This is a genomic window from Mesorhizobium sp. Root552, assembly GCF_001427285.1.
In the GTDB taxonomy this organism is placed as follows: Bacteria; Pseudomonadota; Alphaproteobacteria; order Rhizobiales; family Rhizobiaceae; genus Mesorhizobium.
Window position 1 is genome coordinate 1 of record NZ_LMFV01000028.1, and the last position, 13,371, is coordinate 13,371.

The 13,371-nt window shown below is 59.3% G+C and carries 11 protein-coding genes and 2 pseudogenes; 5 read left to right on the forward strand and 8 right to left on the reverse strand.

Annotated features, from left to right (window positions below; all coding sequences use genetic code 11):
• Positions 1–610: 610 nt before the first annotated feature.
• Complete coding sequence (locus ASD50_RS13100) at positions 611–1,009, forward strand: hypothetical protein (RefSeq protein ID WP_056241918.1); 399 nt, start codon at positions 611–613, stop codon at positions 1,007–1,009.
• Positions 1,010–1,039: 30 nt separating this feature from the next.
• Positions 1,040–1,363: a DUF1330 domain-containing protein gene (locus ASD50_RS13105; protein ID WP_056241920.1), complete on the forward strand. Its 324-nt coding sequence runs from the start codon at positions 1,040–1,042 to the stop codon at positions 1,361–1,363.
• Positions 1,364–1,581: 218 nt separating this feature from the next.
• On the opposite strand, the pseudogene ASD50_RS24285 reads toward ASD50_RS13105, so the two are convergent.
• The 8 genes and pseudogenes from ASD50_RS24285 to ASD50_RS13140 form a co-directional block, all read right to left on the reverse strand.
• Positions 1,582–1,689: pseudogene (locus ASD50_RS24285) on the reverse strand (integrase); the annotation flags it as partial.
• Complete coding sequence (locus ASD50_RS13110) at positions 1,690–2,304, reverse strand: alpha/beta hydrolase (RefSeq protein WP_056241923.1); 615 nt, start codon at positions 2,302–2,304, stop codon at positions 1,690–1,692.
• A 34-nt stretch (positions 2,305–2,338) separates the two neighbouring features.
• Entirely contained in the window at positions 2,339–3,295 is a 957-nt protein-coding gene (locus tag ASD50_RS13115) for a glutathione S-transferase family protein (RefSeq protein ID WP_056241925.1), read from the reverse strand.
• A 69-nt stretch (positions 3,296–3,364) separates the two neighbouring features.
• The gene (locus ASD50_RS13120) at positions 3,365–3,766 is read right to left on the reverse strand and encodes a DoxX family protein (protein WP_056241927.1); all 402 of its coding nucleotides are present in this window, start codon (positions 3,764–3,766) and stop codon (positions 3,365–3,367) included.
• 32 nt (positions 3,767–3,798) lie between these two features.
• Positions 3,799–4,431: an NADPH-dependent F420 reductase gene (locus tag ASD50_RS13125; protein ID WP_056241943.1), complete on the reverse strand. Its 633-nt coding sequence runs from the start codon at positions 4,429–4,431 to the stop codon at positions 3,799–3,801.
• Between the two features lie 125 nt (positions 4,432–4,556).
• On the reverse strand, positions 4,557–5,444 hold the full coding sequence (locus tag ASD50_RS13130) for a LysR family transcriptional regulator (RefSeq protein WP_244484514.1): 888 nt from the start codon (positions 5,442–5,444) through the stop codon (positions 4,557–4,559).
• Positions 5,445–5,922: 478 nt separating this feature from the next.
• Positions 5,923–6,959, reverse strand: a pseudogene (locus ASD50_RS13135) (IS110 family transposase).
• A 407-nt stretch (positions 6,960–7,366) separates the two neighbouring features.
• The gene (locus ASD50_RS13140) at positions 7,367–8,047 is read right to left on the reverse strand and encodes a hypothetical protein (protein ID WP_056241932.1); all 681 of its coding nucleotides are present in this window, start codon (positions 8,045–8,047) and stop codon (positions 7,367–7,369) included.
• Between the two features lie 491 nt (positions 8,048–8,538).
• Here ASD50_RS13140 and ASD50_RS13145 point away from each other — a divergent pair, with 491 nt between their 5' ends.
• The 3 genes from ASD50_RS13145 (at position 8,539) to ASD50_RS13155 (ending at position 13,344) form a co-directional block, all read left to right on the forward strand.
• On the forward strand, positions 8,539–9,096 hold the full coding sequence (locus tag ASD50_RS13145; RefSeq protein ID WP_056241934.1) for a hypothetical protein: 558 nt from the start codon (positions 8,539–8,541) through the stop codon (positions 9,094–9,096).
• Positions 9,097–9,163: 67 nt separating this feature from the next.
• Complete coding sequence (locus ASD50_RS13150) at positions 9,164–10,021, forward strand: hypothetical protein (protein WP_056241940.1); 858 nt, start codon at positions 9,164–9,166, stop codon at positions 10,019–10,021.
• Positions 10,022–10,929: 908 nt separating this feature from the next.
• The gene (locus ASD50_RS13155) at positions 10,930–13,344 is read left to right on the forward strand and encodes a hypothetical protein (RefSeq protein ID WP_244484515.1); all 2,415 of its coding nucleotides are present in this window, start codon (positions 10,930–10,932) and stop codon (positions 13,342–13,344) included.
• Positions 13,345–13,371: the final 27 nt, after the last annotated feature.

Genomic DNA, 13,371 nt, shown 5'->3' on the forward strand with positions numbered 1-13,371 from the left:
CAATGGTATGTTCTACGCTTCACCCAGGTCGACCAGTCTTGGCGACCTCAACCGCCGGAACTCTAACTTATCCAGCGGACCTCCCTAATGGGGCAGGTCAATCGGTCAGCTCAATTAAAACAATAGCTTAGAGGGTGGAGAAGGTTGGATATCAGGCCCCTCCCCTCCGCCACGAAATAACAACATCCTATTGATCTTACATGATTTTCATTCAAACCTAATTTCAATTTCCTAATTCAATTCCTTATTCTAGGAATGGAGCAGATTGCGTACGTCCTAATTGGCCGCTTTGCGCCCGGTGCCTTGTTCTATGCGATGACCGACTCCCTGTAGCGCTCGCCGTTCGTCATCAGTGCCCAGACCATCCGGGCGGTCTTGTAGACGAGCGCGACCGCCGCCACCTTGGTCGTTCGCCGTGTCATCAGTTGTGCGCCACCTTCACGGTCACCGTCACGCCGTCGAGCAGCGAGCGTAACATGATCCTGGCCGCTGCGGGATTTGCGCCGATCTAATTACCTCGCATGTAATCGACGCGCGACTTGAACTCGGCAAGGATTCCGGCATCGCTCCATCAAGGTCTGTGGGCGATCAACGACGAACGAGGAACATCATGACGAACAGCAACAAGCTCCTTTCACTGAAGTCCCTGCTGGCACTCGACGCCGCTACATTCGCGGCAATGGGGGCACTTCTTCTGCTCGGCTCAGCGCCGGTCGCAGAGGTAACACAAATTTCCGCAGGTCTTCTGTTCTGGGCCGGGGCAAGCCTGATCCCCATCGCAGCCTTCATGGCGATCAGCTCGCGCACTAAGCCCGTGCCAGGCTGGGCGGCCACTCTGGTCGTGCTCGGCAATCTGCTGTGGGTTGCAGCCAGCATTTTCCTGCCGACAGCAGGACTAGTCGCACCAAACCCGCTCGGCTGGGCCTTCCTTGTCGGTCAGGCCGGGGTTGTCGCCATCCTGGTCAAGTTTGAATTAGACGCCTTGCGCGACCGAATAATCGCCGCGTGAACCCGCGAACAAACAGAAGGAACTTCAGCAATGACCAGTTATGCCGTCGGCCGTCTTCGCAATGTCGAGATGGGGCCGGATATCGTCACCTATCTCGAAACCATCGACGCCACGCTCGCTCCGTTTCAGGGGCGATTCATTATCCATGGTGGCGAGAAAGAAGAACTGGAAGGCGCCTTTCCAGGTGATCTGATCGTGATCGCCTTCCCGGACCGTCAGGCTGCCAGCGCCTGGTACGCGTCGCCTGCCTATCAGGCCATCCTTCCCAAGCGTACACGCAATTCGCAAGGAGATGTGTTCCTGATCGATGGTGTCGATGAGGATCATCATGCGGCCGATATATTGTCAGGCTAAAGTTCCGTATGCGCGACGAAGGCTATGCATCGACCGCCAGTACGAGCGCTCTACGCCTCAACCGGGGCCGTCTCCGAACTGTCCGGTCTTGGGGAAGGTTCCCCGGAAAGCTGCCGCTCCGAATACGACCCAAAGTCCGATCTCGCAGGCCAATAAGACCGTCGCGCGAAGCGGTCATCCGCTGCACACGGATGACCTCTGCAGTGTCAGATTTCAGTTCATCCTGCCAGGAGAAGTGCGTCTTCGACGTCGACACCGAGATACCGCACTGTGTTCTCGATCTTGGTATGCCCGAGCAAAATCTGGATGGCGCGTAGGTTATACGTCTACGCTACCTTAGCGATAAACTCGGTGCCCAATTGTGCGCCTTGTGCCGTAATCGTGTGCCCAACTCCCGTTAGAATACGGCTGTCCGTGTGAAATCCCAGTTCGCGCAGCGTTGCTGCAGCCTCGGTTGAGTTTCCGGCGGGGATTACCGGATCCGCTGTGCCGTGCACCAGAAGGACCTGCGTCGATCCGGCTGGGGCAAAGGGGCGAGGCGAAGCAAGCCGGCCGGAATAGGCGACAACCGCAGCAACGGGCCAACGTCCTGAAACAATGGCGTCAAGCGCCATGATGGAACCTTGCGAAAATCCGACAAGGACGACCCGGTCAAGATGGTCCAGCAATTCGTGCTGCGCGATGGCGGCGCTCAAGACATCATCGAAAGCGGGTCTTGCCGCTACGATGCGCTGCGGCCGGTTCGCCTCAGTTACGCCGGAAACGCTGAACCACTGCCGACCAAGGCCGCCACCGTCAAAGTCGAACGGGCCATACGGCGCCGCGAACGCGGTGGCCGGCAATGATTGGCGCCAACCCTGGGCAAGCGGCAAGAGATCGGTCCCGCGGCTGCCTACCCCGTGCAGAAAGACAACGAGGTTCTTGGCGGAAGGGGTGCCCATGAGAGGAAGCTTTCTCTATTGCGTTGGAACACGGTCAAAGGCCAAGATCGCTGAGATCGGGGCCATCGGGAACGATGCCGTTAGGATTGAGCGACTTGATGGAATAATAGCCCTTCTTGATATGGTCGATGTTCACCGTGTCGCGAATGCCGGGGATGTCGAGCACGCACTTCATATAGGTCGTCAGATTGGGATATTCGGACAAGCGACGCAGGTTGCATTTGAACAGGCCATGATAGGCCGCATCGAAACGCACCAGAGTCACGAACAGGCGAATGTCTGCCTCTGTCAACTGCGCACCAAGCAGGAACGGGCTGTTGGCCAGGCGGGTTTCCAGTTCATCCAGCATCGTGAAGACGCCACGATAGGCCTCGTCATAAGCGACTTGGGTGATGGCGAACCCGGCCCGGTAGACACCATTGTTCAGCGCCGGATAGATGCGCTCGTTCAGCGCGTTGATGTCCACGCGCAGGGCTTGCGGGTAAAGGTCGACACTATCGTCGGCGAGTGCGCCGAAACCAGAGTTGAACATTCGCACGATGTCGGCCGACTCGTTGTTGACGATGGTCTTGTGCTTCTTGTCCCACAGAACCGGCACAGTGGCGCGACCGGTGAAATCGTCGTCGGCAAGGCTGTAAAGCTCGTGCATGTAAGTGGCGCCGTTGAGTTCGTCCCGGTTGGCCCCGGGATAGTCGCCGAAGCGCCAGCCTTGGTCGGTCAATACCGGCTCCACCACCGCGATCGACACGATGTTTTCGAGCTTCTTCAGTTTGCGAGCAATCAGGGTACGCGAGGCCCAGGGGCAGATCAGTGCGACATAGAGGTGATAACGCCCGGCCTCCGCCGCAAAGCCGGCTTCGCCAGTCGGCCCGGCGCTGCCGTCGGGAGTGATCCAGTTGCGAAAGCTGGAAATCTGGCGAACGAAGCCGCCTTTTTCGTCCTTTGCCTGAACCGGTTGCCAGTCTTCGGTCCATTTTCCGTTTACAAGCATGATAGGTCTCCGTTCGTCAAAGTTGACAGTCCGGACACGGTGGGATGGAGACCGTGTCCCGGGGCGGGATCAGCCACGCGCCTTCTGCAGGGCGTAAGCGCCATTACCGAGCAGCGCCAGCGAGGCCAGGGCGGTTGCCCAGAATGCCGGGAATTCCCAGCCGCCGTTGGGGTTGCTGAAGAAGAAGCCGGCCGCACCATGAGGGGCGTAGATCGAGCCGAGCAGGAGCGGGATCAGTCCAATGGAAACCCAGCGGGTCCACACACCAGCAATCAGGGCAAGACCGCCCAGAAGCTCGGCCGCGATGACCAGATAAGCAAGAGGTCCAGGAAAACCGAGACTTTCGAAGAACCCGGCAGTACCTGCCGGTGTGAAGATGAATATCTTCAAACCTGCGTGGGCGAGAAATAAAATGCCCATGCTGACGCGCAGGAGAAGGGCGGCGAGATTGGCATTGTTCGTACTGTTCATGATCGTGGCTCCTGTGACTGTTGTTTCGAACGTCAGATTACTGTCTGCCAGGTGGGGGCGATGTCGGTACCGAAACCACGCATGTAACCGAGCACGATGTTGAGGCCGGCAACTGGTTCCAGATAGCGCGCGACGCTCAGTCCACCGACCTGGACAGGCACGAAGCCGGATTTGGCAGCGATCGCCTCAACGGCATCGTTTACAGCCTGTTGGTCGCCGGCAATGAAGACGGTGGCAGGCTTGTCGCCGATTTTGCCGCCCGCCTGCAGTACCGAGGCGAAGATCGTATTGAACGCCTTGACCACTTTGGCCTTCGGGGCGAGCTTCTGGATTTCCTCGGCGGCGCTGGTCGAGTGACCGATGGTTAGGCTGGAATAGTCGGCAGTCAGCGGGTTGGTGATGTCGATGACAATCTTGCCTTCCAACTCGCCCGCTGCGGCGATCGCATCGCCGGCGGCGTCAAACGGAACGGCGAGAACGACGACATCGGCATTGCCGGCTGCAGAAGCGATGTCCGCACCCGAAACATTGCCGCCCAATTCGCGAGCGGCTTCGCTGGCCTTGGCGGCGTCGCGCGAACCAAATGTGACTGGGTAGCCCGCCTTGGAAAATACACCGGCAAGGCCTTTTGCCATGTTGCCGGTTCCGATGATCGCAATGGTCATGATCGTGTCTCCTTGAGCAAGGCGCTTGATCAGCGCGCCGATGACAAAGAGATAGCGGATTTCCCAATGAGATATTATCTGGTCAGACAGCAGTTGTTTGATTCCATTTTGGAATATATGGGGACTTACCAGCCTTTGTCCCATTCCGCTCCGTTGCGGAAATAGGCAACCAGGAAGTCCACGAACACTCTCACCTTGATGGCGAGATGCCGGCCGGGCGGATAGAGGGCGTAGATTGCAAGCGGCTTATCCTCAAATTCGCGCAACAACGGTACAAGCCGTCCGTCACGAAATCGGGGTCCGGCGATAAAGCTTGGCGCGCGCGCTACGCCCAGCCCTGCCTCGGCAGCTGCAAGCGCGACATCGGCATTGGAAAAGCGTAGCCGGCCAGCAACTTCTACAAGCGTATCCGTGCCATCAGCTTCCCGAAACGCCCAGACGCTAGGGTCGCGGAAATTCGTGTCGATGATGCAGTCGTGGGACGTCAGGCCGCCCGGCACGCTCGGCATGTGATGTTCCCGCAGATACCCCTCGGACGCGCAGACGACAATGCGTGCCTCACACAGGTGGCGAGCAATAAGACTGGAATCGCCGGGGCTGCCGATGCGGATAGCGACATCGAAACCTTCGTCCACCAGTCTGACGACACGATCCGAAAAGTTGACGTCGAGCTCGATCTGCGGGAACTGCCGGGCGAATTCGACCAGGACCGGCGCCAGTTGCGTCGCGCCAAAGGACACGGGCGCGGTGAGCCGCAAGCGCCCCTTCGGTGTGCCCGAAACGTTGCGAACGGCCTCTTCGACAGCGTCGAAATCAGCGAGCAGAACCCTAATGCGCTCGAAATAGGCCTTCCCCGCTTCTGTTGCCGCGAGTGCGCGAGTCGTGCGGTTGAGCAACCGAACGCCGAGTTCCGACTCCAGTCGCGAAACCAGCTTCGAGGCCTGTCCGGGACTGGTTCGCAATCGTTCCGCCGCGCGGGCGAAGCTGCCCGTTTCCATAACTGCAACGAACATTCTGGCGCATTCGAGTCGATCCATGTCGAACAGTACCGACAGACAGTTGACAGTCCAAGGGGAGCAGAGATGGTTGGATCGACGTTCGGTTTCAATCGCGCAGAACGGTTGAACTGTCCGGGCCGTTGCTCATGGCTATTCAAGTTCGGGGCGCAATCCTGCTGGGCCGATTCTCGCGAAAACGGGGCCGGTTGCTGACAGTCCTCTGTGGATGGCTCCCGCATTGCAAGAGGCAATTCGATGTTTCGGCGCACTGGTCGGGTGCAGTCTTCTGTCCGGCCTGTTGATGCAGTCATGAGAGACTGCTGGCCCTGATGGGGTCGGCGAACAAGGTCCCAATCTGGTTCTCAGGCTATCGCGCCTCGGACTGTCGGTGGGTTGTCCTTGTTCCCGGCCTGACCGGTATCGCCATCACTTCGCTTCGCTCTTACAACCTCATGGAGCCGGTGGATCGGCTCGAACTATTTTTGCTTCAGCTTTATGCCACGAGTGTTGGGACATGGCGGGATTGATATGTCTCGCCGCGGGTCATGATTGCCCAGACTACTCGCGCCATCTTGTTTGCCATGGCCACGCTCGCAACTCGCACAGGTTTCCTGGCGAGCAAGGCGACAAGCCGAGGGTCGGCTGTCTCCGGCTTGTACTTGGCACCACGGATCAACGACGTCGCGCCGACCACCAGGAGCTTTCTCAGATATCGATCACCCATCTTGGTGATGTGGCCGAGCCGATCCTTACCGCCACTCGAGTTCTGTGAAGGTGTAAGCCCAAGCCAGGCGGCGAATTCTCGGCCCGAACGGAATTGCCTTGGATCCGCGACCGATGCCGCCAATGCTGTAGCGCCGACAGGGCCGATGCCAGGAATGGTCGATAGACGTCGTGCCACCTCATCAGATCTTTGCAGCACGAGGATCGATCGGTCGATCACCTGGAGACGGGCGTGGGTGTCGAGCACTTGATCGCAAAGAAGACCAAGACGTGCATTGCCACGGCCGGCACGTCCGGCGTCGTTTCCTTCGCGGCAATCTTGCGCGCCAGACCAAGGGCTCGCTCCAGACCTTCCGGGATATTGACGCCGAGCTCGGCCAGGACGCTGCGGATCATGTTTACGAGCTGCGTACGCTGCTTGACCAGGAGGTTGCGTGTCCGGTGAAGAGACAGGGCCGCCTGTTGGTCGGCCGACTTCATAGAAACAAAACGCATGGTGGGACGTGTCACCGCTTCGCAGATCGCTTCGGCGTCCACCGCATCATTCTTGCCGCGCTTCACATAGGGCTTGACGTAGATCGGTGGCATCAAACGGACCTCATGGCCCAGCTTCGTCAACTCGCGCGCCCAATGATGTGATGTCCCACACGCTTCCATGCCGATCAGGCAGGATGGCAACCTGCTGAAAAAGGGCAGAACTTGCGATCGGCGCAGTGCCTTGCGCATAACAACGCCGCCAGACGTGTCGACGGCATGAACCTGAAAAATGCGTTTGGCCAGATCTAGGCCCACAGTGCTAATCTGCATGGCGGATGGCTCCTTTGCTTGGGTTGCCCTGACGGCAAACCCAGTTTGGCACTCAGATGCCGGAAGCGGGAGCCATCCACCTCATCTGGTTCTGGATGAGCTCGCCGAATAACTGCCATTCAGCAAGCGACCCCATTGTCGCCGTTCGGAGCGCTGCCTTCGCCGCCTGAAACTTGCCATTCGTTCGGTCCCGCCAAACGGCAGGGCTGGGTTCGACAGCACTCCGTCGCCTTTCGAGATGAAGCCATAGTTAAGCGGTCGATTGCTGACTGTCGGAGAGCGCACTTGAACCGTTGCCGTTTCTGACATGATACCGCTCGACCATGTTGTCTGACCCGGTTGACACGATTTTTGGTTTCTGGCGCGCAAGCCACACGCAAGCGATGGCGCGACGCGCCGGGAAGAACCTATCCGAGGTTCAGGGTATGGGAGGGCAGCCGGTCGACGAAGTTCCCGTGCATTGCCTGGAGCATGTGCATGACGGCATTCGACACGTCGTTGACGAGCACGCTCACCTGCTCGAATTCGGCTTCGGTGAGAAGCGTGCCCTCCCGGAAGCGGGGCGGATACAGTATGCTGAACGGGTGACCTTGCTGGTCGTTCGACTGCATGACGACGGGCGTCGAGTACTCGACGTGTTCCGCGTCGCTGTGTGCGAAGATTTTGTTCCGCTTCGCGATGAGGCTGTCATGCAGCGCCCTGACGAAAGGCGAGAGATTGATGCCGAGCGTTTTGTAGGACAGCCGCGGGATACCGCCCCGCGACTCTGAGAAAGGGCGGCAGTAGGACACTATCAGCGTCGTTTCGTAGCACTGGAAACGCCGCAATTCTGCGAGGTCATACGTCGCCTCGAAGTCAACATCATCCCGCACGAACGTGATGGCACTGCGCGCGTGGGCGAAGTCCCTCAGGGATAGGAGCAGCCGCTGGAAGAGCGAGTAGTCCTTCAGCCGCTCGGCAGGCAGTTTCGACGTGTCGGGAGGCGGGAAGCATCGGATGCCGCCGTACCCAGACTGCGGACCGGTTTCGACATAGTAGAACCAGTCGTCCGGGAAACCGTACGGGTGCGGCTTTGCTGGCTCGTCCATGTCGTCCCCTTTCTGGGCCGAGGACGGGTGTCCCTATTTCGTTTGGGCAAGCTACCGTCACGCTCGGTTGGTTCTCACGTCATCTGACGTAGCAATGGACAGATTAATCTGTGTTGAGATGAGGAGCCAATGCCACATCTCATCGACCACAGTGGCCTCAAAGCGGTCTGTAATCCTGCGACTATCCGGTGCCTTCGCCGAAACCGCAAGGGCCGGTAGCAGGTCACCATTCTCTCTGAGAAAGGCACTCGGCCTCCTAACCTATCCCGCACCAGCTCCGTAGCTCCCTAGATAAAGTCCATATAGATAACCAAGAGGTATAGACCGTACCAAGGGCACGCTGGTACGCGTGCAACTCGAACGCGACGTCAGTCTTGAGATCATTACCCGCATTCGGCTGCCGATTGCGGAAACTGAGTGGCACTTCGCGGAACGGTGTGGCCAGTAGATGCCTGAGGTCATATTCCGAGTGGGTTCGGGGAACAAAAAAGATGGCAAGCAAAATCGAGACGATCATTTGCGGGTTCATTGGGGACTTCAAGGTTGGTGACAACTTGGTCCGCAATGCCGACGCGCTCTGCCGATTGAGCGAAGCGAATGTGAAGGGCCTGTTAAACAAGCTAATAGTGATACAGGCCGGGTCGATCACGGAAGCGGCGCTTGATCAAATCATCTATCGGGCGCAGAATTTCAATCGGGAGGGTGTCCCAAATATTTCCGAGGCGGACCGGAAGGCCATCGAGGCCACGACCGTCGAGCGCTTTAACAACATCCTTCAGACGATGCAGAAGTATAAAATCTTGGATGGCTTGGGCGGCGGCGTCTATGACGAATTGCACAAGCTGCGTCGTTATCGCAATCGGGTGCACATCCAAATTGATACCGATCCAAAGGACGCCCCGCGAGACGAAGACGGTGCGTTCTCAACCAAGGTTGTCAAATGGTCGCTCGACCTCTGCATCACAGTTCTGAAATACCTAGCCGCTACCTACCCTCGGCCGAAAGGCATGGAGCGATATGCTCACGCTCTTTCCATTCCGGTCGATTGATAATTATCGGACCGATGGCGGTGCCACTACACGATTACTCGATCTTTAACTGCGTACTGTCGACCAGATGAAGAAGACGCCACTCGCGACGCGATTCACCAATCAGCTGATACTTGTAAACGATCAGATTTGCTTCGCTTCTCTCCAGCATTGGGACACCGCTAAACGGCTTGAGGCGCTTGCGAAGGACCACCCGAAGGCATTCTCGACGGAAGTCTTCAAGGACAATCCATATGCGAAGGCGATCTATCGCCGTTCCGAAGAACTCCCGAGCCTGTCGCGTGACGCTCAGGCGATCTCTCTGCAAACTGGCGTCGTGGCCTCGGTCGAGTACGTGCTTGCTTATATCCAGGACGTACAGCACCTGCGAGAAGCTACGGTACCCGAAACAGGAGAACCGATCTTCGAGGATGCTGAAGAGGAGCAGCTGCGCCGAAAGATCGAACGATGGCAGGGGAAGCCGCCTCGGAGTGAGTACTTTCGAACGCTCGGCTACTTTCGACATTTGCGAAACCACTACGCGCACGTAAATGAGACCCCCAATAAGGCATTTCGGGCCTATATCAGGTCGTACGGAACGCCCCTGAATACCTTTTGGGATAATGGTGTCACGGAACTTCACGGTGTTGACTTCAAGACACTCGCAGCATCCGGCCTAACACCCGAACTCGCCTTCGGGATCATGAACCTATTGCGTGTCTGCCTTCGTCATGTCGATGACATGGTCGCCGATACGGTATCTCTGATCGACGCAGTTCGAAGCATTGTAGTGCAAATAAGATCCGAGCCGCGCAACCGGCATCTGCCCCATTCCCGGCTTGCTTCGAAAGCGACAACTCGGCTGAGGATGGATTGGGGCCGCGAGGTCGACGCTAGCCAAATCCAAGAGGCGATGCAGGCCGTCCTCGTCCGCCTCGACGCCTAGCCATTCTATCAGGCTGCGTGCACCTTCTCGTTATGTCGATGGCTCGCACGGCCTCCCCCGCAGTAAGTATTCACCAGACGCATCAGGCTTATGACACGATCACACCCCAAGCCAGCGCATCCGTGCAGCAAACGGACCTGCAGCTTCCGCAGGAATTCGCTGTGACATTACAAATGGCGGGAATGAGGCGCTAGTTGTGGTTCGGCGGTCTCAGTAGCAATGTCTGCTCTGGGGAATCCAGCATCGCGCCCAATGTCGGCAACGAAGGCGCGTTTCCACCGAAGCTCGCTCACTCGGTGAAGGTCAACTTTCTCAACGTAGCCGCCCGAAACCCGCCAGTCCGTTTCCCACCCCAGATCGGATTCGGTAGACGAAGCGCCAGCTGCACAAAGCGGTCATCCGTTGTCTGTCAGTCGTGGGGCCGCATCCGGACGGTCCGGTTTTGGGGAACGTTCGGCCGTAAGCTGCCGCTCGGCCTTGGTCGTCAGACAAAGTTCGCGTAGCCCGGCCCGACCCATGGCGGTTGTTCGAGATGCTTCCACCACCACCTGAAACCTTGGCCTGCTGCCGTTCTCCACTGGTCAGCAGAGTTGGCCGTTAGCGTCTGGAGCTCTCAGAGTTAGGGAGTTGGAAAGCCGAGATCGTGAGTACAGACACCGCAGGCAAGATGCAGGTTTATTTCGGCTTCAGTGATATGGATCTTAAAGCAGATCGAACACAACCTAGTTTGACGATTCCAAGGAGCGGCTACGACGTGTTAAGCTGGGTCGAGGGACGCTTGGGGCGCTTCATTAAGAGATCGAGAAGTGGCGGGGACGGCTAAGAGTCACAACATTGGCGGCGGGGGAGCTGCGACAAGCGCAGGCATCCTATTTCAGGAGCAGATTGGCGCCATCATAGGCGCGTGGATGCTGGCCGAACAGCCGTTTGACCAGCGGCTGGATCTGGGAGCGGCGAAGCCTGACTGGATGCGCTTCGAGACGGAGGCGCCCGTCGACGACATACTCGTCGGCACGTCGGCCGGGGGGTTCGTAGCTGTGCAAGCGAAAACGACGGCGTCCCTGTCGCGCGAAATCGCAAGTCCGTTCGGAAAGACGGTCTCGCAATTCGTGCGGCATTGGCTCGCGTGTCGTGACGGCGACGGGAGCCTTCGTTGGAACCGGCCGCTCGACGCCCGCATAGATCGACTGGTCCTGGCAGTCGGCCCACAGGCTCCCGCCCAGTTACGCGAAGTGCTTCCGGCAGCTCTGCGCCTCAAGTCCCAGCCCGGCGGAGGAGAGCTCAATGATGCGCAGCAGCGCGCCTTCGCCGACTTCGAGGCATGCGTCGAGCAGGCGTGGACCAAGGCGACGGACCTTCCCTATGACCCTGCCATGGCACGAGATCTGGCTGCACTGATCAGCGTCGTCGCGTTCGATCCTATAGGACTCGCGCGGCACGCCATGACGACGAGTTTGGCTGGCATGGTCCGGTCTCGGGCCGATGCTGCCGCAGTGCTCTCCGGCCTCGAGGCGCTTTGCGGCGAGCTCATGGCGCAACGCGGAGGGGTCGACCTCGTGGCCCTCCGGCGGAAGCTAATGGGGCGCGGTATCTCCCTGCTGCCTCCTCCAGACTTCCGCCGCGATATCGAGCGACTTAGGGCCCACAGCACTGCGACCGCCGAGACTCTTGAGCGCTTTGAGGTCATCGAGGCCGTCGAAGGGGACAGGGTCACAGTCGTCCGAGAATGCCAGAATGCGGTCCGGGACGCGGCAATCGGAGGGCACCTGCTCATTGTGGGCGAACCCGGAGCCGGCAAAAGCGGGGTCGTGAACGCACTCGCGCGCGATCTTCGGCGCGCCGGAAGTGATGTGGTGGAGCTCGCAGTCGATCGATATTCCGTCGAGACTCTCGAGGGGCTGCGCCACGAGCTGGGCCTCACCCACGGCGTCATCGAGACGCTCAAGGCATGGGACGGCACGGAGCCCGCATGGCTCATCATCGATGCCCTGGACGCAACGAGGGGCGGCCGCGGCGAGGGCGTTTTTCGAGCTTTGATTGAGGAGGTCATGGCCTACGGAGGGCGATGGAACATCGTTGCCTCCATCAGGACATTCGATCTTCGGATGGGCCAGCAGTTCCGGACGCTGTTCAAGGGAACGCCTCCCGTGGAGGGGATGATAGAGCCGGGTTTTCCGGCGGTCCGTCACCTGAGGGTGCCATCTTGGACGCAGAGCGAGTTTGACCAGCTGCTCGCGAGAGCGCCCGCGCTAGCCGCCGCGTTGGCGAACGTGCCCCCGGCTCTCCGGGATCTTGCGGCGATCCCCTTCAACACTCGCCTCCTCAGCGATCTTGTGAAGGACGGCCTCGTCACTGCCGACCTGTCGCACATCGAGACTCAGTCGGAGCTTCTCCAGTTGTATTGGGAGCACCGGGTCGAGCGCCACGCAGCGCCCGCGCGGGCGTGCATCCTCCGAATCGTAACGGCAATGGTCGAGGCACGCGCGCTGAGGGCGCCATTCGCTGTCGCCGTGCAGTCCGACGCGAGCGCCCTCGACGACCTAGAGCGCGAGGGCGTCCTGATTTCCGTCGACAATCGCCGCTGGATCCAGTTCCGCCACCACCTGCTTTTCGACTTCGCCGCTGCGCGGGTCATGCTGGATCCGGAGAAGCTAATCCAAGGGGAGCTCAGGTTTGGCAAGGCAGAAGCCCGCGGACTGATGCTGGGCCCGGCACTGACCTTCATACTCCGCGAGATCTGGATGCGCGAACCGGATCGTGCGGCGTTCTGGACGGCGGTGGGGAACATCCTGTCTGATCGTGACGGCGATCCGGTCATACGGAGCGCGACCGGCCGCATTTGCGCGGAATATCCGTCGGCAGTTTCCGACATAAGAATCCTCGCGGGCAGGATCGTCGCGGACGACGCGGGGGCCGCGCAGGCATTCATTCATTCCTGCGGAGCGCTTGCGATCCGGCTAGAAGACTATCCCGAAACGCCGATGGCGCCGTGGGTCGGGCTTGCTCGGCAGATCGCCCCGAATGTCGCGACCGTTGCCGGAACGCTGCGATTCCTCCTGTTTCGCATCGTTGGAAGCGTCGAGGATGCCGACCAGCGCAAGGACCTTGGCGTCGCGGCACGCGCCCTTCTGGAGTACTCGCTCGGCCTGGAACAACCACGCAACGCGGTGTCGGCAGCAGTCGACTTGGTTGCCGAGACTTACGGGACGGACGAAGCAGCCTCCCGGGCATTGCTAGAGAGGATCTTCTCGCCCTGTCCGGCGTCAGCGCTGATGGGACCAAAGCGGTTTAACCGAGAACGGAGGATTTCTGGTTCATTGTAGCCTTTCAAAGGAGCGAAGATGAGACAG